Source organism: Aeromonas sp. FDAARGOS 1409 (assembly GCF_019048705.1).
GTDB lineage: Bacteria > Pseudomonadota > Gammaproteobacteria > Enterobacterales > Aeromonadaceae > Aeromonas > Aeromonas sanarellii.
In genome coordinates this window covers 31,813-56,815 of record NZ_CP077395.1, presented here as the reverse complement: position 1 = coordinate 56,815, position 25,003 = coordinate 31,813, and the positions used below count along the sequence as shown (strand labels likewise).

Annotated in this window: 23 protein-coding genes; 5 read left to right on the top strand and 18 right to left on the bottom strand. The window is 62.1% G+C overall.

What is annotated here, in order from left to right:
* The first annotated feature begins 46 nt into the window (after nucleotides 1-46).
* Complete coding sequence (locus tag I6L39_RS00250) at nucleotides 47-622, top strand: hypothetical protein (RefSeq protein WP_254203704.1); 576 nt, start codon at nucleotides 47-49, stop codon at nucleotides 620-622.
* Nucleotides 623-714: 92 nt separating this feature from the next.
* Here the strand turns inward: I6L39_RS00250 and I6L39_RS00245 are convergent, their stop codons facing one another.
* From I6L39_RS00245 to I6L39_RS00175, 15 genes are all read right to left on the bottom strand, one after another.
* Nucleotides 715-1,728: a beta-propeller fold lactonase family protein gene (locus I6L39_RS00245; protein ID WP_216990688.1), complete on the bottom strand. Its 1,014-nt coding sequence runs from the start codon at nucleotides 1,726-1,728 to the stop codon at nucleotides 715-717.
* A gap of 57 nt (nucleotides 1,729-1,785) precedes the next feature.
* Nucleotides 1,786-2,394, bottom strand: a complete 609-nt coding sequence (locus tag I6L39_RS00240) for a LysE family translocator (RefSeq protein ID WP_216990687.1) — start codon at nucleotides 2,392-2,394, stop codon at nucleotides 1,786-1,788.
* A gap of 123 nt (nucleotides 2,395-2,517) precedes the next feature.
* Nucleotides 2,518-5,835: a mechanosensitive channel MscK gene (gene mscK / locus I6L39_RS00235; RefSeq protein WP_042078648.1), complete on the bottom strand. Its 3,318-nt coding sequence runs from the start codon at nucleotides 5,833-5,835 to the stop codon at nucleotides 2,518-2,520.
* Nucleotides 5,836-5,984: 149 nt separating this feature from the next.
* The gene (gene pykF, locus I6L39_RS00230; protein ID WP_042078647.1) at nucleotides 5,985-7,397 is read right to left on the bottom strand and encodes a pyruvate kinase PykF; all 1,413 of its coding nucleotides are present in this window, start codon (nucleotides 7,395-7,397) and stop codon (nucleotides 5,985-5,987) included.
* Nucleotides 7,398-7,791: 394 nt separating this feature from the next.
* Entirely contained in the window at nucleotides 7,792-8,922 is a 1,131-nt protein-coding gene (locus I6L39_RS00225; RefSeq protein ID WP_216990686.1) for a cupin domain-containing protein, read from the bottom strand.
* 129 nt (nucleotides 8,923-9,051) lie between these two features.
* Complete coding sequence (purB, locus tag I6L39_RS00220) at nucleotides 9,052-10,422, bottom strand: adenylosuccinate lyase (RefSeq protein ID WP_216990685.1); 1,371 nt, start codon at nucleotides 10,420-10,422, stop codon at nucleotides 9,052-9,054.
* 30 nt (nucleotides 10,423-10,452) lie between these two features.
* Nucleotides 10,453-11,064 carry a high frequency lysogenization protein HflD gene (gene hflD, locus I6L39_RS00215; protein WP_042078644.1) on the bottom strand — a complete coding sequence of 204 codons (612 nt, stop codon included), beginning with the start codon at nucleotides 11,062-11,064 and terminating at the stop codon, nucleotides 10,453-10,455.
* Between the two features lie 145 nt (nucleotides 11,065-11,209).
* On the bottom strand, nucleotides 11,210-12,316 hold the full coding sequence (gene mnmA, locus I6L39_RS00210) for a tRNA 2-thiouridine(34) synthase MnmA (RefSeq protein WP_201997323.1): 1,107 nt from the start codon (nucleotides 12,314-12,316) through the stop codon (nucleotides 11,210-11,212).
* Between the two features lie 158 nt (nucleotides 12,317-12,474).
* Nucleotides 12,475-12,942 (bottom strand): NUDIX hydrolase, encoded by a 468-nt coding sequence (locus I6L39_RS00205; RefSeq protein WP_216990684.1) that lies wholly within the window; start codon nucleotides 12,940-12,942, stop codon nucleotides 12,475-12,477.
* A gap of 26 nt (nucleotides 12,943-12,968) precedes the next feature.
* A complete protein-coding gene (locus I6L39_RS00200) occupies nucleotides 12,969-13,838 on the bottom strand; it encodes a pseudouridine synthase (RefSeq protein WP_216990683.1) in 870 nt (289 codons plus the stop codon).
* Between the two features lie 71 nt (nucleotides 13,839-13,909).
* Entirely contained in the window at nucleotides 13,910-14,377 is a 468-nt protein-coding gene (locus tag I6L39_RS00195; RefSeq protein WP_216990682.1) for a GNAT family N-acetyltransferase, read from the bottom strand.
* 52 nt (nucleotides 14,378-14,429) lie between these two features.
* Nucleotides 14,430-14,684, bottom strand: coding sequence for a hypothetical protein (locus I6L39_RS00190; protein WP_216990681.1), 255 nt, complete (start codon nucleotides 14,682-14,684; stop codon nucleotides 14,430-14,432).
* A gap of 137 nt (nucleotides 14,685-14,821) precedes the next feature.
* On the bottom strand, nucleotides 14,822-15,256 hold the full coding sequence (locus I6L39_RS00185) for a CopD family protein (protein ID WP_223932142.1): 435 nt from the start codon (nucleotides 15,254-15,256) through the stop codon (nucleotides 14,822-14,824).
* Nucleotides 15,257-15,674: 418 nt separating this feature from the next.
* Entirely contained in the window at nucleotides 15,675-16,487 is an 813-nt protein-coding gene (locus I6L39_RS00180; RefSeq protein WP_254203702.1) for a hypothetical protein, read from the bottom strand.
* Between the two features lie 102 nt (nucleotides 16,488-16,589).
* Nucleotides 16,590-16,877: a hypothetical protein gene (locus tag I6L39_RS00175; RefSeq protein ID WP_216990680.1), complete on the bottom strand. Its 288-nt coding sequence runs from the start codon at nucleotides 16,875-16,877 to the stop codon at nucleotides 16,590-16,592.
* 519 nt (nucleotides 16,878-17,396) lie between these two features.
* Between I6L39_RS00175 and I6L39_RS00170 the strand changes: the two genes are divergently transcribed.
* Both I6L39_RS00170 and icd read left to right on the top strand, forming a co-directional pair.
* Nucleotides 17,397-17,546, top strand: a complete 150-nt coding sequence (locus tag I6L39_RS00170; protein ID WP_216990679.1) for a hypothetical protein — start codon at nucleotides 17,397-17,399, stop codon at nucleotides 17,544-17,546.
* Between the two features lie 609 nt (nucleotides 17,547-18,155).
* Nucleotides 18,156-19,409, top strand: coding sequence for an NADP-dependent isocitrate dehydrogenase (gene icd / locus I6L39_RS00165; protein ID WP_042075114.1), 1,254 nt, complete (start codon nucleotides 18,156-18,158; stop codon nucleotides 19,407-19,409).
* A 67-nt stretch (nucleotides 19,410-19,476) separates the two neighbouring features.
* Here the strand turns inward: icd and I6L39_RS00160 are convergent, their stop codons facing one another.
* A complete protein-coding gene (locus tag I6L39_RS00160; protein ID WP_081843655.1) occupies nucleotides 19,477-19,653 on the bottom strand; it encodes a hypothetical protein in 177 nt (58 codons plus the stop codon).
* Between the two features lie 341 nt (nucleotides 19,654-19,994).
* The gene (gene dsdA / locus I6L39_RS00155; protein ID WP_216991729.1) at nucleotides 19,995-21,311 is read right to left on the bottom strand and encodes a D-serine ammonia-lyase; all 1,317 of its coding nucleotides are present in this window, start codon (nucleotides 21,309-21,311) and stop codon (nucleotides 19,995-19,997) included.
* Nucleotides 21,312-21,542: 231 nt separating this feature from the next.
* Between dsdA and dsdC the strand changes: the two genes are divergently transcribed.
* Nucleotides 21,543-22,487 carry a DNA-binding transcriptional regulator DsdC gene (dsdC, locus tag I6L39_RS00150; RefSeq protein WP_216990678.1) on the top strand — a complete coding sequence of 315 codons (945 nt, stop codon included), beginning with the start codon at nucleotides 21,543-21,545 and terminating at the stop codon, nucleotides 22,485-22,487.
* 368 nt (nucleotides 22,488-22,855) lie between these two features.
* Nucleotides 22,856-23,263 carry an H-NS family nucleoid-associated regulatory protein gene (locus I6L39_RS00145; RefSeq protein ID WP_042075118.1) on the top strand — a complete coding sequence of 136 codons (408 nt, stop codon included), beginning with the start codon at nucleotides 22,856-22,858 and terminating at the stop codon, nucleotides 23,261-23,263.
* A gap of 491 nt (nucleotides 23,264-23,754) precedes the next feature.
* On the opposite strand, the gene I6L39_RS00140 is transcribed toward I6L39_RS00145, so the two are convergent.
* Entirely contained in the window at nucleotides 23,755-24,861 is a 1,107-nt protein-coding gene (locus tag I6L39_RS00140; protein ID WP_216990677.1) for a 3-deoxy-7-phosphoheptulonate synthase, read from the bottom strand.
* Between the last annotated feature and the right edge of the window lie 142 nt (nucleotides 24,862-25,003).

Sequence of the window (25,003 nt, the reverse complement as noted above, 5' to 3'; positions counted from 1 at the left end):
CCGATGGGGGATTGGCGTTCGGATCGACACAGTAAGGAGTCATCTTATGGATCAGATGCGGTTATGGGGCCAGATCCTGGCCGTGTTGCTGCTGGTCGGGTGCGCAGCCAAGGGCGATACCCCGGCCCAGCAGCGCAATACCATCTTGCAGATGCGTCAGCAGACGCTCTCCACCATGTACGGTCAGGATCCGGGGATCAAGCAGGAGGTGGCCAGAGCCAAGGGCTACGCCGTCTTCGCCAACGTGAACAACAACCTGCTGGTGATCAGCACGGGCACCGGCTATGGCGTGCTGCGGGATCATCGCACCGGCCGCGACACCTACATGAAGATGGCTTCCGCCGGGTTCGGGGTGGGCATGGGGATCAAGAAGTTTCAGGCCCTGATCATCTTCAACGATGCGGCGGCGCTGGATCGCTTCGTCACCACCGGCTTCGACGCCAGCGCCCAGGCGGATCTGGCCGCCAAGTCCGCCGAGGATGGCAAGGTGGTGGTGAGCGAGGCGGCCAACGCGGACTTCCAGAAGGTGAAGATGTACCAGATCACCGAGAAGGGGGTGGCGGTGCAGGCCACCATGCAGGGTTACAAGTACTGGCCGGACGACGAGCTCAACGGCAACTAGGGGCCGGCTCTTCGGACTCTCCCACAGGCGGCGCTCCCTCGGCGCCGCCTGCTTTTGTGGGGGATGGCCCGGGGGGATGTTCTCCCCGTCCCTCAGGCGGGGCGCTCGGCCAGGTTCAGGATCCTCACCCACATGGCGCCCTTGCCCACCTCGTGGCGGGAGGCCAGGGTGAGGCGCCCGCTCTCGGGGTCGATGCGGTGCACCGCCACCTGGTCGGACTGCTGCCCGGTGGCGATGAGCCAGTGGCCGCCGTGGTCGATGGCAAAGCCGCGGGGGCAGGCCTCGGTCGGGAAGTGGCCGAGGGGAATCAGGGCGCCGTCCTTCTCGTCGATCCCGAACAGGGTGAGCAGGCTGCTGGCCCGCTCGCTGGTGTAGAGAAAACGCCCGTCCGGGGTCAGGTGCAGATCCGCCCCCCAGCGCTCCCCCTGATAGCCTTCGGGCAGCATGTCCAGGCGCTCCCGCTCGTCGATGCGGCCGTCCGCTTCCCTGTGGTAGCGGTAGAGGGTGCAGTCCAGCTCGCACAGGCAGTAGAGGTCGCCGTTGTCCGGGTGCAGCGCCAGATGGCGGGGCCCGGCGCCTTGGGCGGTATGCAGATCCCCCAGGGGGTGGGGGGAGAGCCTGTCATCCTGCCCCAGGGTGAAGCGGCGGATGATATCCTCCTTCAGACAGGCCACCAGCAGCTCCTGCCCTCCCTCGTTTCCCACAAGCGGCGTCACCGAGTGGGCCGCCATCAGGTTGTCGAGGCATTGGTGGGGGGGCTGCATCCGGCCCTCTTCGTCCCGGCGCGACACGCTGACGTGGTTGAAGGCGTAGGAGGCGGCGAAGAAGAGGCGCCCGCTCCCATCGGTGCAAGTGTGGGAGGCGCTGCCGAGCAGCGGCGCCGAGGTCGGGGCCCCGAGCCGGCCATCGGCGGCGATGGGATAGCTTTGCACCCGAAAGTCGGGGCGCACCCCGGCATGGAGCCAGTGCCGGTCCGGGCTGATGACCAGAGGCTGCACCTCGCCGCCGGTCTGCACCTCCTGCAGCGGGCGCAGTTCGCCCTCTTCCAGCCGAAACACATGGATCAACCCGCTCACCGGGTTGGCCACATAGACCACTTGTTGCATTGCATGCTCCTCAACGACGGCGCTGCGTCGGGATGAAGGGGAATCAGGGATGGACGCTCAGGGTCGGCTCAGTATCTCCTGAATGACGGGCACCACGGAGAGGACCAGCAGGGCCGCCATGGTCTGGTTGAAGCGGCGGCGGGCCAGGTCGTCGGCCAGCCAGCGCTTGAGCAGGGCACCGCACAGGAGCCAGAGCCCGACACAGGGGAAAGAGACGATGAAGAAGATCAGGGCGATGGCGAGGTTCTGCTGGTGGAAGTCGGCCCCCGCGCTGGTGAAGGCGGCGATGGCGCCGGTGGCGACCACCCAGGCCTTGGCATTGACCCACTGGAACAGGGCCCCCTTGAAAAAGCCGAGGGGGCGGGCCTGAGTGCTCCCCGTCACCTCGCCCGCCGAGCGGGCGATGAGCCAGGCGAGATAGAGCAGGTAGAGGGTGCCCGCGCACTTGATGAAAAAGTGGAGTTCGGGGAAGAGGGTAAAGAGCCGGCCGAAGCCCAGCCCCACCAGCAACAGCATCAGGGTGAAACCGACGCAGATCCCCATGAGCAGGGGCAGGCTCCTGCGCACCCCGAAGTTGGCCCCGGCGCTCATCACCATGATGTTGTTGGGCCCGGGGGTGACCGATGCCGAGATGGCAAAGAGCACCACGGCGTAGAGATAGTCCATCGGCTTCCTCGTGGCTGACAGTCCGTTGTCCTCCCTATATTGGGGGGCTCGCCCCGCTTTCAAGGCGCCAGAGAGGCTGAAAAAAAACAGGCCCCGTGACGGGGCCTGTGCAAGCGGGCGGGATCAGACGGGCTGGTGCCCCGCCGGCGGCAGCGCCGGGCGGGATTCCACCTTCTGTTCGTCTCCCTGCATGTTCTTGATGTAGACGTCCATCTGATTGAACGCGATCTCGATGCCATGCTCGCGGAACAGCACGTCGATGCGGCGGTTCAGCTCGTCGATGGCCGGGTTGCGATCCCCCAGCTCGCTCACGAAGAAGCGCAGCTCGTGATCCAGGGTGCTGGGCCCGAAGGTGAGGAAGTAGACGGTGGGAGCGGGATCCTTCAGGACCCGGCTGTTCTCCGTGGCCGCCTGCATCAACAGCTTGCGGGTCAGATCCAGATCCGAGCCATAGGCCACCCCGACCCGGGCGATGACCCGGGTGACGGTATCGGACAGGGACCAGTTGATCAGCCGTTCTATCATCAGCTGCTGGTTCGGGATGATCACCTCCTTGCGGTCGAAGTCGGTGAGGGTGGTCGAGCGGATCCGGATCTTGTTGACCGTCCCCGAGATGGTGCCGATGGTCACGGTGTCGCCGATCCGCACCGGGCGCTCGAACAGGATGATGATGCCCGAGATGAAGTTGGAGACGATCTGCTGCATGCCGAAACCGATACCGACCGAGAGGCCGGCGGCCAGCCACTGCAGCTTCTCCCACTGGACCCCCAGCATGGCCAGCGCCGTCAGCGAGCCCATGCCGATCAGCACGTAGTTGAGCATGGTGGTGAAGGCGTAGGCCGTGCCCTGGGCGAGGCGCATCCTGGAGAGCACCAGCACCTCCAGCAGGCCAGGCAGGTTGCGGGCCAGGGAGAGGGCGGCGCCGAACAGGAAGAGGCCGGTCAGCACGTCGCTCAGGCTGATGGGATAGAGCACGGCATTGGCGCCTGTCCCCTCGCTCTTGTGCCACAGCACCACGCTGTCGAGGTAGGTGAAGACCGCCACCAGATCGGACCAGAGCCAGTAGAAGGCGACGCCGAACACCACCAGCAGCATGATGCGGGTCAGACGCAGGGACTGCTGGCTGACCTCTTCCAGATCCATGGGCTGCTCTTCGATGGCCTCGCCCCCTTCCGCATCCTCCAGGGTCTTGTGCTCGCGCTTGGCGACGGCGCGGCGATAGGCCAGGCGGCGGGCCGCCAGCTCGAGGCCGCGCAGGGCGGTGCGATAGACCAGGCTCCAGATGATGAGGAGGTAGAAGGACTCGATGAGGCGGCCGGTCAGTTTCAGGGCCGTGTAGTAGTAGCCGAGGGCCGCCAGCACCATGAGCGCCACCGGCGCCAGCGCCAGGGCGACGGCGGTCAGGGTCTGCAACATGCTCGCCTCGCCCTTGATGCGGGCGCGGGAGATGGGCAGCACCAGGTAGGCGGTCAGCCCCAGCAGCAGCATGGTCAGGGCCTGGCCTATCACGTCGTTGCCAAGGGAGGAGGGTTCCACCACCGCCTTGGTCGACAGCATGATGAGGGGCAGCAGGGGCAGCCAGAGGTAGCGCATGCTGTTGCGCTTGGCCTGCAGCTCGTCACGGGGGATGCGGAAGTGGGTCTCGCCGATGCCGCCCGGGCGCATCACCGACAGATAGACGCTGAACACCAGGTAGCCGAGGGCCAGGTTCAGGGTGATCTGGAAGATGAGTTTCGGGCTCAGCAGGCCGCAATAGGCCAGCAGCAGGCCGGCGGCCAGGATGAAGAGGGTGCCCGGCAGGCGCTGCAACACGGTGAACAGCAGGGCGCGCGGGGTGTGCCACTGGCTGTCCTGGCGGAAGCGGCCGAGATCCTTGGCGATCTTCTTCTGGCGATCGAGCAGGGTGCCGCGTTTCCACAGCAGCAGACCGCCCACCAGCAGCAGCGGCAGCGCCAGCAGGGAGACCGCCAGCAGCATGTCGCCCCAGCCGCTCCAGTCCGGTTTCAGCACCCAGTCGGAGACCTGCTTGTAGGCCTGGGCCGGCCAGCTGATGAACCACTTGGCGTCGATGGGCTTGTTGCTGCTCACCCAGAAGATGTGCTGTTGCAGGGTGAACTCGATGGAGGCATAGACCCGGCTCAGCTGCTGCTGGGTCAGCTGCAGGCTGATGGCGTTGGTGAGCTGGGCATCCATCTGGCGGTTGAGCTGGTCCAGCAGGCTGATGCGGGTGTCGATGAGCTTGGCAAGGTTCGCCTTGTCCTCCTCGCTCACCGTCTCGCCGCTGCTGGCGATCAGGTTGTCCAGATACTGGGTCTTCTGGAACAGCTGGTCACGTTGCTGGCTCAGCTCGAACTGGGCTAGGTGCAGGTCGGCGATCTGCTCTTCCAGGTTCTTCACCAGGGTGGAGGGCGCCGCCTCCAGCTGCTGGTAGAGCTGGTAGAGGATGCGCGACAGCAGCAGGTTGCCCTTGAGCATCTGCACCTGTTCGTTGAGGTTGCGCTCGGTCTGGGTGCCGCGCTCCAGCCAGCTTTTGGCCTGCAGATTCTTCTGGGCGAGCGAGTTGAGGCTGGTGGTGGCGCTGATGAGCTGCTGGCTGAGCTGGTGGTTGATCTCCTGCTCCTTTTGCACCAGGGGGTTGTCCTCGGCGGCCACCAGCTCGCCGGTCTGCTCGGCGGTCTTCTCGGTGTCACCCAGGCGCTTGGCGCTGCTCTGCTCCTGCAGGGCCTGCAGCTTCTGCTCCTCGCTCGCGAGCCGTGCGCTCTGGTAATCGCGCTGCTTGACCGCCAGATCCTGCATGCTGGTGCGGTTGTCCAGCTCCTTTTGCAGGTTGGCCAGTTGCAGATCCAGCAGGGCCAGCTCGGCGCCCAGCTTCATCTTCTCGGCGCTGCTCACCCCGTCCCCGGAATTGAGGCGGGTGCGGATCTCCTGGCTGCGTTGATAGGCGCGGCTCATGTTGGCCTGGGCCCGCTCCGGCAGGGTCTGCAGGCTGGTGATCTGGCTGCCGATGGTGCCGAGGGCCTCCTGGGCATCCTGCATGTTGGCCATGATCTCGGGCTGGCGGCTGTCGAGCTCCGCCAGGCTCATGGTGGCGTATTCGCTCCTGAGCTGCTCCGGGCTCTTGCCCTGGGTCAGGGCCTCGAGCCTGGCGCTGATGTCGCGCAGCTCGGCCGGCAGGGAGCGAATGCGCTCGTTCTGGCTCTTGGCCTTGCTCTTCTCCTTGTCGATGCTGTCGAGCAGGGAGAGGGTGTCGGTCAGGAACTTGTGATCCGCCTGCTGGCTGACGGTGAGGGCATCCGACTTGCCGAGGGCATCCAGCGCCCGCTGCACGGTGGCGCGCTGGGGCAGGTCCTGCGCCATGGCGTGCGGGGCGCAGAGGGTAATGAGTAAGCAGAACAGCGGCAACAGGGTAGCCGAGGCTCTTTTGAATCGTGTTGAGAGCATAAAACGTCCGGGTGATTATGCGAGGTTCGAAGGATTGTCCACCTGGGAAAAATCCGCGTGGATTCTAGCACCGGCGCGAGAGAGGCAGCAGGGGGGAGAGATAAAAAAAACGGCGCCCGAAGGCGCCGCTTTCATCGGTTCAGGGCTGATTACAGCACGTGAACGGAGGCGGTGTTGGTGGTGCCGCTCGGTACCAGGGCACCGGAGACCATGACAACCACGTCACCCTTCACGCCCATGCCGATTTCCAGCGCGGCTTCTTTGCCGATGCGATAGAAATCGTCGGTGGAGGCGATGGAGTCGACCACGTGAGTCACCACACCCTTGGTCAGCACCAGCTGGGCAGCGGTCTTCTTGTTGGTGGTGATGGCCAGGATCCAGGCTTTCGGGAAGTACTTGCGGATGGCCTTGGCAGACTTGCCGCCTTCGGTGGCGACCACGATCAGCGGGGCGTCCAGCTTCTCGGAGGTCTCGACCGCGCCTTTGCAGACCGCTTCGGTGATGCGCAGCTTGTTGCTGTCGTTGGCGGCAGACAGGTTGGACGGCATCACGGAGTCGGTACGCTCGCAGATGGTGGCCATGATGGTCACGGCTTCCAGCGGGTACTTGCCCTTGGCGGACTCACCGGACAGCATGACCGCATCGGTACCGTCCAGGATGGCGTTGGCCACGTCGCCGGCTTCGGCGCGGGTCGGACGCGGGTTCTTGATCATGGAGTCCAGCATCTGGGTGGCGGTGATGACCACTTTGCGTGCCTTGTTGCACTTCTCGATGATCATCTTCTGGGCGAAGATCACTTCTTCAACCGGGATTTCCACACCCATGTCGCCGCGGGCGACCATGATGCCGTCGGACACGGCCAGGATCTCGTCGAAGTTGTCCAGGCCTTCCTGGTTTTCGATCTTGGAGATGATCTGGATGGCCTCGCCACCGTGGGCCTTCAGGTGCTCACGGATTTCCAGCACGTCTTCCTTCTTGCGGATGAAGGAGGCGGCCACGAAATCGACGCCCTGCTCGCAACCGAAGATCAGGTCGCGCTTGTCTTTCTCGGCCAGGGCCGGCAGCTTGATGGAGACGCCCGGCAGGTTGATGCCCTTGTTCTCGCCCAGATCGCCGTTGTTCAGGACTTTACAGATCACTTCGCGTTCGGTGATCTCGATGACGTCCAGGCCGATCAGGCCATCGTCAACCAGGATACGGTTGCCGACGCGCAGGTCGCTGGCAAAACCGGCGTAGGTCACGGCGACGCGATCCTTGTTGCCGATCACGGTCTGGTCGGTGGTGAAGGTGAAGGTCTGGCCGGCCACCAGGGAGACGTCGTTGCCGCCTTCCAGTTTGATGGTACGGATTTCCGGGCCCTTGGTGTCCAGCAGGATGGCTGCTTGCTTGCCGGTTTCGGCCATGACAGCGCGCAGGTTGCTGATGCGACCACCGTGTTCGGCGTAGTCGCCGTGGGAGAAGTTCAGGCGCATGACGTTCATGCCGGCATCCAGCATCTTGCCCAGCATTTCTTTGGATTCGGTCTTGGGACCGATGGTGCAGACGATTTTGGTCTTTTTCATGTCAGTCTTCATGGTTAAGGAATTTCCGCCGTGCAATATACACCAGTTTTTGGATACTTTTTATGATCCAGAAACAACGTTTTGAGCGAAAACGGCCTCATTTCACAAGATAACGTTTTCGCTCACTGTTGATTTTACGGGCTAAAATAATTGGTTTCTCCGCGTGCCGGCCTATTCGGTTCCCACTCTGCGTTCGCACCGGTGTCGAACGGATGTTGTTAAATAACAAGGCGACGAAGGCGGCGGGAGGAGCAGGCCTTGATGGCCGACCGTCACCAAGTGTAGTGGGGAGACCGTCGGTTGCCAGCAAGGCGGGGAGAAAGGGAGTTCACGCGAACGAAAAAGGCGCCGCTGGTGACAGCGGCGCCTTGTCGTTGCAGGGCCCGGCGCGGGCTTAGCCGAAGAACCAGTAGCCGCGGTTGACGAGGCGGGTCAGCAGTTGCAGGAAGCCGGCCTGATCGGCGAGCTCCTCCAGGTCGTCCTGGGTGACCATGTCCTTGTCGCAGAGCAGGGAAATGGCGGCGGCATCCTCGCCCGGCAGGGTCCAGGCCTCGCCGTCGATGTAGCAGGTCCTGGCCTCACCGCTGAACCAGACGGTGCGCAGGCCAGGCACCTTGATGGCGGGTTCGCCCTGGCTCAGCAGGTCGGCCACCTCGTCGGCGCCGTAGTCGGGCTCCATGGGGCTCACGTCCAGATCGTGCTTGGCCTCGGAGATCATGGTGCCGAACCACTCCTTGAACAGGGTCTCGTCGTCGAGGGCCTGTTGCATCAGCTCGCGCAAGCGGTGCAGCTCATGGGGCTGGATCTCGCCGTGACGGGCGCGGGGCTTGAGGTCAGGGTCGCCATAGCGCTCGGTGCGCAGATCGTTGTCGATCAGGTGATCGGCAAAGGAGGAGATAAGCGCCCTGGCGTCCGGTGCGCGGAAGCCCACCGAGAAGTTCAGGGAGGGCTCGATGGCGTAGCCCTCGTGGGGGAATCCGGGCGGGATGTAGAGGATGTCGCCCGGCTCCATGATGACGTCGATGATCGCCTCGAACGGCTCGCAGTGCAGCAGGGCTGCATGGGCGGCGAACTCGCTTCGCGGCGTTGCATCGCCGACGCGCCAGTGACGCTTGCCCTGGCCCTGGGCGATGAAGACGTCGTAGTTATCGATGTGGGGGCCGACGCCGCCGTGAGGGGTGGAGAAGCTCACCATGACGTCGTCAAAGCGCCAGCCCGGGATGAACTGGAACGGCAGCGCCAGCTCGTGCACCTCGGGTACCCAGTGGTTGCAGGCCTGCACCAGCACTGTCCAGTTCTCTTCCCCCAGATGGTCGTAGGATTCGAAGGGGCCGTGGGCCGCCTCCCACTTGTTGTTGAAGCGGGTCACCAGGCGCGACTCTACCACCTCTTCCATGGCCAGACCCGCCAGCTCGTCCGGGCTGATGGGATCCTGAAAGTCGGTGAAGCCGCCCTTGATGAGGAGAGGGCGCTTCTGCCAGTAGTGCTCGAGGAAGTGAGCGATATCCAGATTGAGTTGGTACATGGTGCTTCTCGTATCTTGTGAGAGGGCTTGCCCAAGGCGGGCTTGGGCAAACCCTGTCGGGTGCTTGAAAAGTAGCAGGGGCCCTGTGGCAGAGCGTGCACAGGGCCCCTGTCGTATCGCGTTGGCCGCTTACTTCAGCAGATCCACCAGACGCTGGGCGTCGCCGATGTAGTTGGCCGGGGTCAGCTTCTTGAGCTCCACCTTCACGTCCTCGGGCAGTGCCAGGGTGTCGATAAAGCTGCGCATCCCTTCGGCGTCGACGCGGCGGCCACGGGTCAATTCTTTCAGCTTCTCGTAGGGTTTCTCGATGCCGTAGCGGCGCATCACGGTCTGGATGGGCTCGGCCAGCACTTCCCAGTTGGCGTCCAGATCGGCGGCCATGGCGTCCGCGTTGGCTTCCAGCTTGGAGATGCCCTTCAGGGTCGCCTGATAGGCAATCAGGGAGTAACCCACCGCCACACCCAGGTTGCGCAGCACGGTCGAGTCGGTGAGATCACGCTGCCAGCGGGAGATGGGCAGCTTGGAGGCCAGGTGCTGGAATACGGCGTTGGCCAACCCCAGGTTGCCTTCGGAGTTCTCGAAGTCGATGGGGTTGACCTTGTGGGGCATGGTGGAGGAGCCGATCTCGCCGGCGATGGTGCGCTGCTTGAAGTGACCCAGGGAGATGTAGCCCCAGACGTCGCGATCGAAGTCGATCAGGATGGTGTTGAAGCGGGCCATGGCGTCGAACAGCTCGGCGATATAGTCATGTGGCTCGATCTGGGTGGTGTAGGGGTTCCAGGTCAGCCCCAGGGAGGTGACGAACTCCTCGGAGAACCGGTGCCAGTCCACATCCGGGTAGGCGCTGAGGTGGGCGTTGTAGTTGCCGACCGCACCGTTGATCTTGCCGAGGATCTCCACCGCCATGATCTGCTTGTACTGGCGCTCCAGACGGTAGGCGACGTTGGCCATCTCCTTGCCCATGGTGCTCGGGGTCGCCGGCTGGCCGTGGGTACGGGAGAGCAGCGGCATGTCACGATACTCGTGAGCCAGACGCTTGAGCTCGCCGATGAGCTTTTCGCAATAAGGCTTGATCACCTCGTCGCGGGCGGTTTTCAGCATCAGACCGTGGGAGTTGTTGTTGATGTCTTCCGAGGTACAGGCGAAGTGGATGAACTCGCTGACAGCCGCCAGCTCCGGGTTCACTTCGACTTTCTCTTTGAGGAAGTACTCCACTGCTTTCACATCATGGTTGGTGGTGCGCTCGATCTGTTTGATACGGGCGGCGTCGCTCTCGTTGAAGTTGCTGACGATGCCGTCGAGCAGGGCACTGGCGGCCGCGCTCAGGGCTGGGACTTCCGGGATCCCGGCGTGGCTGGCCAGTTTTTGCAACCAGCGCACCTCGACTTCGACGCGAAAACGCAGCAGACCGAATTCGGAGAAGATAGGGCGCAGGGCATCGGCCTTGTCGCCATAACGACCGTCAATCGGGGAAACGGCAGTCAGCGCGGACAGCTCCATGGGGTGAACTCCTGATGATTGGTGTGGGGGTTAAAATCGTTTGGCCAGTTCCACCATCTTCTTGCGGGCGAAGATGATCTGGGTGCGGCTGCCGCCGAGCTGGCGCCACAGCACCACGGCGCGAATGCCCGCCAGCAGCAGGGCGCGCACCTTGTGCTGTACCAGGGGCTGCTGCAGGAACAGCGGGGTGCCCGCCACCTGGATCCTGGGGCCTATCGGGCTGATAAGATCGCTGTAGATGCTCGCCATGTTGGCCAGGATCTGCTCGTCGAGCAGATCGAAATGCTGTTGCTGGCGGCCGATCTGGCTGATCCGCTCCCCCAGCATGTTGAGGATGTCCTTGCGCTTGGCGAGCTTGCGCTCCAGCGCGATCAGGCTCACCACGTAGCGGGTCAGCTCGGCGTTCTTCTGGCTGCCGTCGGCCCCCAGCTGCTCCACCAGGGCGCGGTAGCCGTCACGAATGGCGAGGTGGCTGCCGAACACTTCCAGCGGCTGCTTGGGATCGGTCACCAGCACGCTCTGCAGGCTCTCGCGCAGGGAAGCCTCGTCACAGGTGCCGTCGCGGGCCACCTTCTGTACCAGATAGGCCGCCTGGCAGATGCCGGCAAAGGCCATGGTCCTGTCTTGAAATTTGTCGCTCATCGTTTCACGGCCCTGTCTTGTTCACTCATTGGCTGATGCCGTAGCAAGCCATGATCCTTGTTCTGTGTGCTCTTGGGGAGAGAGGCTTTGCCCCTCATCCGGCCCCCACTTCCGTCAGAGAAGAAGGGGCACCCTGCCCGATCCCTTAGACCGGGTGGCTGAAGCGTTGTTCGATGATGCCGCCGCCCAGGCACACTTCCCCGTCGTAGAAGACGGCGGACTGGCCCGGGGTCACCGCGGCCTGCTTCTCGTCGAAGATGACCCGGATGGTCTCATCGTCGATGGGCTGGATCAGGCAGGGAATGTCTTCCTGACGATAACGGGTCTTGACGGTGCAGCGGCGCGGCGCGCGGATGGGGGTGCGATCCACCCAGTGCAATTGGCTCGCGATCAGGCCATCGGAGTAGAGGCGGGGATGCTCGCCCTGCGCCACCACTAACGTGTTGCGCTCGACCTCTTTGTCGACCACGTACCAGGCCTCTTCGGTGGCATCCTTCATGCCGCCGATGCCGAGCCCCTTGCGCTGGCCCAGGGTGTGATACATCAGCCCCTGGTGCGTGCCTATCACCTTGCCGTCCACGGTTTCGATGGGGCCGGGCTGGGCGGGCAGGAATTTCGCCAGGAAGTCCTTGAACTTGCGCTCGCCGATGAAGCAGATGCCGGTGGAGTCTTTCTTCTTGGCGGTGACGAGGTCGAGCTGCTCGGCGATGCGGCGCACCTCCGGCTTCTCCAGATCCCCGACCGGGAACAGGCTCTGACCCACCTGGGCTTCGCTCAGGGTGTAGAGGAAGTAGCTCTGATCCTTGTTGGTATCCAGACCGCGCAGCAGGCGCGGGCGGCCGGTGCTGTCATCACGGCGCACATAGTGGCCGGTGGCGATGTAGGTGGCCCCCAGCTCTTCGGCGGCAAACTCCAGGAACGCCTTGAACTTGATCTCCTTGTTGCACAGGATATCCGGGTTCGGCGTGCGGCCGGCCTTGTACTCTTCCAGGAAGTGCTCGAACACGTTGTCCCAGTACTCGGCGGCGAAGTTGATGGTGTGGAGTTTCATCCCCAGCTTGTCGCAGACGGCCTTGGCATCAGCCAAATCCTGGGCGGCAGAGCAGTACTCGTCCGTGTCGTCTTCTTCCCAGTTCTTCATGAACAAGCCTTCGACCTGATAGCCCTGCTGCTGGAGCAGGTAGGCCGAGACGGAAGAATCCACGCCGCCGGACATGCCGACGATCACCTTGATTTGGCTGTTGTCTGTCATTAGTCGAAGTTACCAGTTCGTTTAAACGGGGCATATTCTACCAGAGTTTTGCGCCCCCGGTCACATCTCCATGCCGCCTTGCCCATCGGGAGCCCGGCAGCGGGAAATCGTTTTTCTTGTCTCGGCCCCATAGCGTCAAAAAGAGCGTCCAATGGCGCTTAAATGAAGGCCTTGAGGGCCGACAGCGGCAGGCGGGTGCCGGCCAGATAGTCCTGGATGCACTGCCACACCAGGGGGCTGCGCAGGGCCGGCTTGCACTCGGCGATCTCCTCCAGGCTGAGCCAGTGGCAGGCCAGCACGTCGCCGTCGGGATCCTCTGGATGGTGCTGACCCGGTGCCTTTTCAAGGTCGAAGATGACGGCGGTGCGCACGAAGGTCGCCTCGCTGTCCGCCGGCTTGTAGAGATAGACCCCGAGCCAGGCGGTGGGCGCGGCGGTGAGCCCCGTCTCCTCCTTGAGCTCGCGGCAGGCCGCCTCAATCAGGTTCTCCCCCGGCTCCACGTGGCCGGCGGGCTGGTTGAAGCGGCGCTGGCCCTTGATCTCCTCTTCCACCAGCAGGAAGTGGCCCTGCCAGTGCACCAGGGCGGCCACGGTGAGACGGGAGGAGAGGGGGGGATGCACAGTCATAAGGACTCCTTGTCGCGTGTCGTGATTCAGGATTGGCCGCGGGCCGGTCGGCGGGCCGTGCCCCGACCAGCGCTGCGGGATTTGCCTGCGCTCGGTGCCGCCTCGCGCCCCTCCCTCCCGGGGCCCTTGCCGTGGGTGGCCTGAGCCGGGCGCCTGTCAGGGGCCCTCTTGTCGCCCTGGGCTTGCCGGTTGCCTTGCGGCTTGCGCGGGGCCGGTGCCAGCTCGGGGGCGGGCAGGGCGCGGCTCTCTCCCGGTGCCAGGCCGTCTAGGGTCCAGTCGCCGATGGCGTAGCGGATGAGGCGCAATGTGGGGTGGCCGATATGGGCTGTCATGCGCCGTACCTGGCGGTTGCGCCCCTCCACAATTTTTACCTCGAGCCAGCAGGTGGGGATCTCTTTACGATCGCGAATGGGAGGATTGCGCGGCCACACCGCAGGTTCATCCATGATGCGGGCCCCGGCGGGCAGGGTCATGCCGTCATTGAGTTCCACACCGGCGCGCAGGGCGGCCAGTTTCTCCTCGCTCGGCACGCCTTCCACCTGCACCCAGTAGGTCTTGGGGGTCTTCTCCCCGGGCTGGGTGAGGCGCGCCTGCAGCTTGCCGTCGTTGGTGAGCAGCAAGAGCCCCTCGCTGTCGCGGTCGAGCCGGCCCGCGGCATAGATGCCGGGCTCGGTGATGTAATCCTTGAGGGTCTCGCGGCCCGCCTCGTCGGTGAACTGGCAGAGCACCATGTAGGGCTTGTTCAGCAGCAGCAGCTTGCGATCCGCCGCGGCCACCTCAGGCTTGCGCCCTGGGCCCGGGGTGGGCGGCTGCACCTTGTCTACCCTGGCGGGGCGGCCTGCGTCGGGGCGGCTGGAGAGGGAGAGGCGGGGACGGGGTGATTTCATCGCATGCATACCAAAAACAGGGGATGGGGGAGTGTACCACAGGGGGTGGTCGCCATGGGGGCAGGGCTCACCCTCTCGGGTCAGGGGGAAGCGGTGTCCGGCTCCAGCACCAGCGAGAGCCGCAGCATATCCTTGTGCTGGATGCCGTACTCCATCAGGGGCTCCGGGTAGTGGATAAGGAAGTGATCCTTCAGGACCGCATGGACGCGAAAGCCGTGGCGCTGGTAATAGGTGAGCTGGTGGCCGAAGCTGCCGGTACCGAGTTCGACGCGGAGTACCCCTTTCCCGGCCAGGCTGGTCAGCACGAAGCGCAGCAGGCCGGAGCCGATGCCTTGCTGCTGGCGATTGGAGGTAACGGCGATATTGAAGATCTCGGCCGTTTGCTCCCCCACCAGACCGGCCACACAGGCGCCCACTACCTCGTTGCCCGCCAGGGCGGCAAAGCCCCAGGCGCCGGGCAGATAGGCGGCAATGCGCTGTTCTGCGGGATCGGCCTCCAGCAGCAGCGCCAGCGGCAGTTGACCGGGGGCCATCTCGACAAACTTCATCTTTCTCTCTTTTATCTCGCTCTGACTGTCCGGGTGCGCCGCCCTCTGGGCATCAATATTCCAGAAACTTCTCGCCACAGCGCTCGCAGATCAGGTGCTTTACATGGGTAGCCTGATAGGCGAGGGTTTGGCCGAATACCGCGTTGGTCAGGCTGCTGGAACGAAAGGCTTGCCAGAAGGCTTTGCGGGGATCTTTGGGCATGATGTCCTGAGTGTGATCGCGGGCGACCAGCACCACGATATGGCGGGTGCGCTCACCGCATCGGTCGCAACGATGGAGTTCGCTCTTTTCGCTCAAGGTTGCCATGCTGGCGTTCGTTCTCGTGGTGGGCGCGCGCCTATCATAGCTTTCTTCACCTGGCTCTCAATTCCCCGTTCAGGGGGCCGCCACGCGGCAAAGCCCTGCCCCATGAAAGTGGATCAGTCTCTATTTATCCCCGAGCGTCAATAGAACCACCCGGTTCTGAACGACACGCCGGTGATGACAAACAGGATGGAGATAATGGTCACCGGGATGATATGCCAGGCCATAGTGACGAGGTTTTTCTCGGATAGATGGGGAATGACTCTGAAGCGCGCACTCATGGCGAAGCCGAGCGTCAAGGCCAGCAGCGACAGCTTCAACAGGATCGGGTGGGCGACGGGGTTGGAAAAATCCAGCCACTGGCTGACGTCCGGCAGCATGCGATAAGCCAGATAAAGGCCGGTTATCACCTGGATGATCAACGCCGGCATGCCGATCTTTTCGTAAACGGACTCGAATTCCAGCAGCCTGGCGGGCGAGCGCTCCCTCAATACCCTGGGCAGCACGACCACCGACAGCACTATATGGCCGCCGGTCCAGATGGTGGCCGCGAGAATATGTAACAACAGTGCCAATCCGTACATCCTTATCCTCCGGCGATGCAATGCCGATGCATAGCGCCAACGATATATGACCCATGGTGAACCCGGGACGGGATGCGAGCGCCGGCGTCAGCGGGCCCCGTCATCCCTGGGCTATCTCCTCGCCAGGAGTGGCGAGCAAAACATGTTAACCAATGGCATGATTTCGCAAAACCCGATGCCGACCAAAGCCTGTTCAGGATCAAGAAACGGTCCCTCTCCGGGGAAAAATTCCCATTTGGGAGTAGATGACTCGTCGGGGTTAAGGCCAGCAGTGGCAGCCTGGCGCGTCGTGGAGGTGTTACGGGGATGCGTCCGGGGATGACCCTCATCACAACGACCGGCAAGCTGGCCGATGGCTGCCACCTGATCTTATCCAGCCCCCCCTGGCGCCGGTTTTTATGGGGATAGGTCAAGGGTGAGTGGGCATCTCAGATGGCTTGGTTTCATCCTGAGGGGGAGGCTCAGGACGGTAACGGGTCTGCTCAATTTGATCGTGGCGCAACAGCAGGGTATCGCCCCCCTTGAAGCGATAGGCACAGTGGATGGTGTTGCAGGTGATGCGGATATGGGGTTCATTCCCCAGCAGGGGTGACTGGCTATTGGCCTCGCTCTCCGGCCAGTTACCTTGCTCCAGAAGGGTGATCTGAACTTGTGCTGCTTTTACTCCTTGTATAAAGAAGTCTATGGCGCCCATGACGGGGATCAGCACCGCCAATAGCAGGAAGGCAAATTTGTAGTAGTTATCGCCAAGCCAGATAAAGGCTCGACTAAGAGAGGGGGCTGGGTAGCGCTTTTGCGCTTTGGCTTGCTTGCAAGCTGCCCGATATAACCACGATGTTTGCCACCACCATGTGAGCCTGATCCTCCAGCGCGGACAAAAAATTAGGACGGCACAAATGGAAAAAATGGAAATGATGAGGCCCAACAAGGGCCACATCCATGGTTTGAGCATATCGAGAGTTTTCATGAGCCCAAAGGCCAGTAGATAGTCCGCTGGTAGAGAAAACTCCGAATAATCAAGGCGAAATGCCATGGTGTAGCCATAGTGATAGGCCATGCCCAGCAGGTAAGTTGCTGCGGTCAGGACAGGAACTGCCGCCATTATCACACCGACAAAGCGCCAGATTGTACCCTCATCTTCGGCTTCGGGCTTGGCAGTGCGCAGTTTCTTCACATGCTGGCGTAGCCAGCACCAACGGGTTGTTAATATGGGCTCGCTCATGGAAATCCTTGTCAATCTGTCACTCATTCATATCCACAGTCTGTCGGCCATCGGGGTCATTTACCGCGGTTCCTCGGTAGGTGTGGCGAAAGCTGTGATCTGTCAGAGGATGGCGCGGCTGCGAAACAGCACCTTGCCACAGGTCAGGCAGGTGTGGCGAAGACGGTAGTCACCCCGGCCGGTGAGGGGGTTGAACAGCACCTTGTCGGAACCGCAGCCATGGCAGCGGGCATTTTCGGCATCCGTGGTGGCGCACTCGGGATGCAGTGCGAGGTATTCCGGCAGGGTGGGCAGGCTCTCCCAGTCCGGTTGGCCGAGTGAGCGGTTCCAGAAGATGAGGCCGGCGGCAACCAGACCCGCCAGGGTGAGCAGCACATGAGTCAGATCCATTCGAAAAAACTCCATTTGGGGCAGGCGGTGAGGCGTCGGATGGCCGACCCGGCATCTTAGCTGAGCGGGCAGGGCAGGCGATATCCCCGAATGGGTCGTACATACCCGGTCGGAAGGGGTCTGCCACCCATCCGGATAAGTGATGGCACTGGGAATGTCGCATCTGAAATCTGGATGGATGAAGGGCGTTTTTGCCGGTCCGGTGGTGGGGGGGGAGAGGGGGCGGCGCGTGAAAAAAAACTGCATAGCCAGATTTTGCCGGTGAGGGCGGGTGAATGGCCGGGCATTTAAAGCTCAATGTCATGATAAATATGGGAAATATATTTATGTCATGGGTTTTGGTGGGAAGGAAAAGAGGGCCCCATAAGGGGCTTTTACCCATTTTATAGATTGGTTTTTGCATAATCAATCGCTTATTTTGTTGGACAATCGGGGAAAACCTGGTGTCCAATCGGGGGAGCAGGTTGGCCAACAGTGCCGTCAGCCAGTGTGTAACCCGAGATGTAAGGAGACATCCTGATGGAAAAACTTGACCAAAATATCGACATCATGCGCCAGGAGTTCGAGTCCCAAGGGCAGAAGCAGGCCCAGGACAAATGGCAAGCCAGGGTCGATGAACTGCAGCGGGAGCGCACCGAGGTTCCCCAGCCGGAAGCGGCAGAACACTAGCCCTTGGCGGCCTTGTGGCCACCGAGTGAGCGCATAATGAAAAACCACCGCCCTGCACAGGGCGGTGGTTTTTTTGGGCGTCGCGACTAGGTTGTGTTCTCAAAGTGTTCATATTTCAAGCGCCTCAATTTTCAGCCATGAACAGGGCCTCTAAAGAGGCCAGTTTAGGCAGTTTTGAAGTGAATGAATGCGGTCTTTCTGGAAGGATGGAGTCCCATAGGATGGGGAGGGCGTTTAGGAACCACTTTAAGAACACAGCCTAGTCCGGATCCGGCAGCCTTTCCCCAACACCTTGATGTGGCTTGGCCGGATGTGGTTACGAAGATGTAACGACGGATGGCATGGGGGGAAGGTACCCTCGGGGGCGGCGCGGCGACGCGGGCAGGGGGAGGCCTCATTAAGAGGAGAAGAGCCCTGGCGGGTGGGGGCCTGCACCCGCGCCAGGAGAGGATGGCGATGAGGCGATTCCCCGCCACGGGGGCGCACTGTGATCCAATCTCCGACTATGGTCGGACATGCACGCCCGCCATTTGATTATGCAAATGGATGGGCTTAAGATGGCCGCGCGCAACGATCAGATTGATAACAAACGGAAGTTAGGAGATGCCGATGGAAAGCAAAGTAGTTATCCCGACCCAGGGCCAGAAAATCACAGTCGATGCCAACGGCAAGCTGCAGGTTCCCCACAATCCCATCATTCCGTTTATCGAAGGGGATGGTATCGGTGTGGACGTGACCCCGGCCATGTTGAATGTGGTGAACGCCGCGGTCGAGAAAGCCTACAAGGGCGAGCGCAAGATCGCCTGGATGGAGATCTATACCGGCGAGAAATCGACTCACGTCTATGGCGAAGGTGCCTGGCTGCCGGCCGAAACCCTGGATTTCATTCGTGAATACTGCGTGGCCATCAAGGGCCCGCTGACCACCCCGGTCGGCGGCGGTATTCGCTCCCTCAATGTGGCCCTGCGCCAGGAGTTGGATCTCTACGTCTGCCTGCGCCCGGTCCGCTACTACGAAGGCACCCCGAGCCCGGTCAAGCACCCTGAGCTGACCGACATGGTGATCTTCCGCGAGAACGCCGAAGACATCTACGCCGGCATCGAGTGGAAGGCGGACAGCGACGAAGCCAAGAAGGTGATCGCCTTCCTGCAAAACGAGATGGGCGTGAAGAAGATCCGCTTCCCCGAGTCCTGCGGCATCGGCATCAAGCCCATGTCCAAGGCCGGTACCGAGCGTCTGGTCCGTGCCGCCATCGAGTATGCCATCGACAACGATCGCGACTCCGTGACCCTGGTGCACAAGGGCAACATCATGAAGTTCACCGAAGGTGCCTTCAAGGATTGGGGCTATGCCCTGGCCCAGAAAGAGTACGATGCCCAGCTCATCGACGGCGGCCCCTGGTGCTCCTTCAAGAACCCGAAGACCGGCAAGACCATCGTCGTCAAGGACGTCATCGCCGATGCCTTCCTGCAACAGATCCTGCTGCGTCCGGCCGAGTATGACGTCATCGCCTGCATGAACCTCAACGGCGACTACATCTCCGACGCCCTGGCCGCACAAGTTGGCGGTATCGGCATCGCCCCCGGCGCCAACATCGGCGACGGCGTGGCCCTGTTCGAAGCCACCCACGGTACCGCGCCGAAGTACGCCGGTCAGGACAAGGTCAACCCGGGCTCCCTCATCCTCTCCGCCGAGATGATGCTGCGCCACCTGGGCTGGACCGAGGCAGCCGACCTCATCGTCAAGGGCATGGAAGCGGCCATCGCCAACAAGACGGTCACCTATGACTTCGAGCGTCTGATGGAAGGCGCCACCCTGCGCTCCTGCTCCCAGTTCGCCCAGGACATGATCGACCAGATGTGATCCGGGTTGTTGAAATGCAAAACCGGCGCCATGAGGCGCCGGTTTTTTTATGGGAGCAGCAGGGCGGTCAGGTGGTCTTCTCCACGTGCTGCTCGTAGATCTGCTGCCATTTGCTGAGCTCGGCCTCATTCCCCTCTGCCTGCCAGAATTCGCAGATGGAGCTGGCCAGTTCGGATGCCATGGCGTGATCCCCGTCGCGACGGCTCATCAGATATTGTCCCAGCCAGCTTTGGTATTGTTTCATAGCCCGATCTCCTTATCTTGGGTGGCCCGAATGAGTTCTTGCTGGCGTGGATAGCCTGCCACAACTGGCTCAACCGGGTCACTTGTGGTTCCGCACGGCGGTTTGCCGCTCTTGCCCGATCCGGTCGTGATCTTGTCGGTTCGAGGGGCTAACAGGGCGCAGATGTCAAAAAACGGCCCCCATCGTATCACAAATTAACCACTCTGGGGACGTTGAAGGCAAATTAAGGCATCCAGCAGTCTGGCCGTCTCTGTGGGCGGGGCTGTGGTGTGCGCGCCATCTCGCTGATACGACAAGAGAAAAACCCGCCGGGTCGGCGGGTCTTGTGGGTGAAAAAAAGATCAGAGGCGGGCGCTGGCCAGGTACTTTTCCATCTCCTCGGCGGGCACCATGCCGCCGCCGGTGGCCCACACCAGGTGGGTGGCCCGGGCCATGTCGGCGATATCCAGCCCTCGTTCGGCCTGCCACGCCGGATCGGCAGTCACCCGCCAGGGACCCGCCATGCCAGCCAGGGCGGAGGGTTCGAGCCGGATCTGCTCGTCCCGGGCCAGCAGCCCCAGCAGGTCATACATCTCCTGATCGCTCAGGGTGTAGAAGCCATCGATCAGCCGCTCCATGGCACGGCCGACGAAGCCGGAGGCACGCCCCACCGCCAGGCCGTCGGCGGCGGTGAGGTTGTCGATGCCCAGATCCTGCACCGCAATAGCGTCGTGCAATCCGGTATGGACCCCGAGCAGCATGCAGGGGGAGTGGGTGGGCTCGGCGAAGAAGCAGTGGACGTGGTCCCCGAACGCGAGTTTCAAGCCAAAGGCCACCCCGCCCGGGCCGCCGCCCACGCCACAGGGCAGGTAGACGAACAGCGGGTGCTCGGCGTCCACCCTGATGCCCATCTGGTCGAACTGCGCCTTCACCCGCTCGCCGGCCACCGCGTAGCCGAGGAACAGGGTGCGGGAGTTCTCGTCGTCGATGAAGAAGCAGTGGGGATCGCCTTGGGCCTCCCTGCGCCCCTGGGCCACCGCCACGCCGTAATCCTCGGCATACTCCACCACGGTGACGCCGTGCTCGCGCAGCTTGCGCTTCTTCCACGCCCGCGCATCGGCGGACATGTGGACGCTGACCTGAAAGCCGAGGCGGGCGCCCATGATGCCGATGGAGAGCCCCAGGTTGCCGGTCGAGCCCACCGCGATGCGGTATTGGCTGAAGAAGCGGCGCAACTCATCGCGAAGCAGCGTGCGATAGTCATCCTCTTCGTGCAGCAACCCGGCCGCCATGGCCAGCTGCTCGGCATGAGCCAGCACCTCGTGGATGCCGCCGCGCGCCTTGATGGAGCCGGAGATGGGCAGGTGGCTGTCTTTCTTTAGCAGCAGCCGACCGGTCAGCTCGACCCCGTAACGCTGGTTCAGGGTCGCCTGCATCGCTGGGATGGCCGCGATCTCGGACTCGAGGATGCCCTTGCTGGCGCGGGTCTCCGGGAAGGCCTCACACAGATAGGGAGCGAAGCGGGTGAGACGGGCGGCCGCCTCCGCCACATCCTGCCGGGTGAGGCCCACATGGGGCAGGCCTTCCGCCAGAGTGGTGGCCCCCGGATTGAACCAGGTCAGGGGATCGAGGGCCATCAGCCTCTCGAGCAGGGGAAAGCGGGCGATGAGCCCTGCCATGTCGCTGTGTGTCACGGGAACCTCGAGGGAGTGGTGAGGGGATGCCCCATTGAACGGTACGCGGGGCGGGCTGACAAATGATAAAAAGTGGGGCTTGGATGAGCTGGATTGATGCAAAGCGGAAAAATTCCTCGCTCCCATCGTGAAGGTAATGTTTTGGGTTTGTCTGGTGAATGCAACCTTCTGTCATCTGGTATCATCGGGCGGATCAAAAGAGAGGAGGGGCGGACCATGGGAAGCGATGAACACTATGCGGTGAGGCGAAAGCTGCTGAGCGGTTATCAACTCGCCAGGCTCCATACTTTCGAGGCGGCGGCGCGGCACGGCTCCTTTGCGCTGGCGGCGGAGGAGCTCTCCCTGAGCCCGAGTGCGGTCAGCCACAGGATTGGCACCCTGGAAGAGGAGCTCGGCTTCCCGCTGTTCCAGCGCTTTCATCGCAAGGTGGTGCTGACGGCGGGCGGGGAGCGCGTCTTCTGGGCGCTAAAGTCGTCGCTGGAGTTCATCAATCAGGAGGTGCTGGAGATCCGGGATCAGGCGTTGTCGGGCTCCCTGACGATCCACTCGCGCCCCTCCATCGCCCAGTGCTGGCTGGTGCCGAGGCTCGCCGACTTTTCCCGCCAGCATCCTCTGATCGAGCTCAACCTGCTGACGGGCAACGAGAACATCAACCTGCAGGGGTATGGCATCGATCTGACCCTGAACTTCGACGCCAGGATGCCGGAGCGGCTCGCCATCCACCCCCTGATGGACGAGTACATGGTGCCGGTGTGCAGCCCGGATTATGCCGAGGAGCACGGGCTGCTGGAGAGCCCGGACAAGCTGCAGCACTGTCGCCTGCTGCACGACAGGCGGGCCTGGGGTCATGACACGGACAGTGACGAGTGGTGCACCTGGACACAGCACTGGGGGCTGGCTCTGGAGGCCTGCCAGTCGCACATGGGGTTTGATCGGGCCGACCTTGCCATCCTCGCCGCCACCCACCACGCCGGGGTGGCCATGGGGCGCAAGCAGTTGGTGAGCCAGGGGCTGGCGAGAGGGGAGCTGGTGATGCCTTTTCCTGCCATGGCGGTGCGCTGCGAACAGCGCTACTACCTCGCGACCCTCCCTCACCGCCAGTGCCCCAAGATCCAGGCCTTCATCACCTGGATCAAGGCGCAGGCAGAAGCCGCATGCTGAAGTTCAGTCCTTTGTCAATTTGGCGCCATGGCCTTTTCCATTGGGGATCACGGTCATGAGCACAATATTTGTGCCGTGACCGGTTGCCCTGGCCATCGAATTGAGCCACCCCGCGATTCAATGCCGGGGCGGTCAGCCTTCCGGTTTATCCGATGGCAGAAGAGGGCAGGATTAACCCAACGGGAAAGAAATAAAGTCGGTGGCGTTTTCCAATAAGCGCAATGTGGAATTAACCGCAGTGAATAATGTCCATAGGGTATCAACCATCATCCTGACGCCATAAAAACATTATGTTGTTATAGCAAGGCCATGCTATTCTCAAAATGTGTAATCCCTGTGACATACAAAAATAATTCTGTGAGGAAGTAATGAACGAGTTTCTGAAGGTTCTGCTGAACATTCGCAGCTTGCGTGCTGCCATCCGTGAACTGCCGTTTGAGCAACTGCAAGAAGCGAAAGAAAAGTTCGATCTGGTATATAACGAGCGTGCCGAATCCGTCGAACAGGAGCGTGCCGAGCAGGAAGAGCGTCAGCGCAAGCTGAACGAGTTTACCGAGATGCTGCAACAGGCCGGTATCGATCCGCGCGAGCTGATCAACAGCGTGGCAGCCCCGGCAGCCGCTGGTGCGACCAAGGGTAAACGTGCTCCCCGTCCCGCCAAATACAAGTATCAGGAAGATGGTCAGGAGAAGACCTGGACTGGTCAGGGCCGTATGCCCAAGGCCATCGCCGAGCAAGTTGCGCTGGGCAAGGATTTGAACGACTTCCTGATCTGATCGTCGTATCCGGATATCAATAATGCCGCCCCTTGGGCGGCATTATTATTTTCGGGAGCCTGCCTATCTCTTGTACTTGGAAAGCACCGGTAATTGCACATGCTCGTCTGGAATAGCCATGACCATCATGGGTCAATAAAGCAGAATCATCCACCACCTGCCGCAGATCCGCGATCGCCGGCGCCATGCATTCAGGACTCATACAGCCCAAATTCTGTCGCAGCCCATCGGCCGGAGAATTAGGGAAGGCCAGGGTGGGGTGAAATAGACGCTGGGGTGAAATAGTGGGAGGGATCCCGAACCTCTCTGATCGCCAGATCCCATTTGATCATGCAGAGTATGGGAAGGGCTTGTTATTGCCCCGCTATTATTTTCTTTCACCATTTATGTCCTATTTGACACCCCCATCTTCGGAATATATGTCCCTCATTTTTTGTATGAAGGACATAGGTTGGGAGCGGCTGTGCCAAGGCGAATAAATAAGAGATGACCTAGGTAACGGCCTGGCTGTCTTTATGATGAAAGGGGACTGCCTTGCGTTTGGCGACACGGCGGCGGGCCTGCACTGCCTCGGCCAGCATGGCGAGCAGGGTCTCGCTCTCTTCCCAGCAGAGACAAGCATCTGTGACCGACAGGCCGTATTGCAGCTCGCTCAGCGGGGCCGGTTTCTGGCTACCTCCCTGCAGAAAACTCTCCACCATGACGGCGGCGACGGCGTCGCTCCCCTCGCTCAGTTGACGGCAGAGCTCTGCGGCGACCCTGAGCTGGTTCCTGTGCTGTTTCTGGCTGTTGCCGTGGCTGCAATCCACCATCAGACGATGGTTGAGCCCCTGGCGTGCCAGGCGCTCGGCGGCGTCCATCACGTCGCTCTGGTGATAGTTGGGCAGGGTGCCGCCGCGCAGGATGATGTGGCAATCCGGGTTGCCCTCGCTCTTGATCACCACCATGCCGCCCAGGCTGCCGGGGGCGGTGAAGAGATGGGAGGCGGTGCTGGCCTGGATGGCATCGATGGCGACCCGGATATTGCCATCCGTGCCGTTCTTGAACCCCACGGGGCAGGGCAGCGCGGAGGCCAGTTGCCTGTGTACCTGAGACTCGGTGGTGCGCGCCCCTATGGCGCCCCAGCTGACGAGATCGGCCAGATAGAGAAAGCTGGTGGTATCGAGGAACTCGGTGGCGGTGGCGAGCCCCAGCCCATTGATGTCGAGCAGCACCTGGCGGGCCAGGTGCAGTCCCCGATTGATGTCGTTGCTGCCGTCCAGGTGGGGATCGAACACCAGCCCCTTCCAGCCCACCGTGGTGCGCGGCTTCTCGAAATAGGCGCGCATCACTATCAGCAGCCTGTCTTCATAGGCGCTGGCGAGCCGTGCCAGCCGCCCGGCATAGTCGAGGGCCGCGACGGGATCATGGATGGAGCAGGGGCCAATCACCACCAGCAGGCGATCGTCTTCCCCAGACAGGATCCGGCGCACCTGGTGGCGCTGGCTGTCGATGTGCCTGGCCATGTCGGTCGGGCAGGGGTGCTGTGCCAGCAGCTCGGCAGGGGTGGGGAGCGCCTCTACCGCGAAGGCGCGCATGACCGAATTCAAAACTGCCATCTGGAATTACCTTGCTGTGCATGAGTGCGATGGGGAACCCGGTATGCGCCATCCCGTTTGGGGCAGACAGGTTCACGGCTCACCGCAGTTGTTGAGAATGATTGTCATTATCTTGGTGTTTGTCTCAAATGCAAGCGCAATG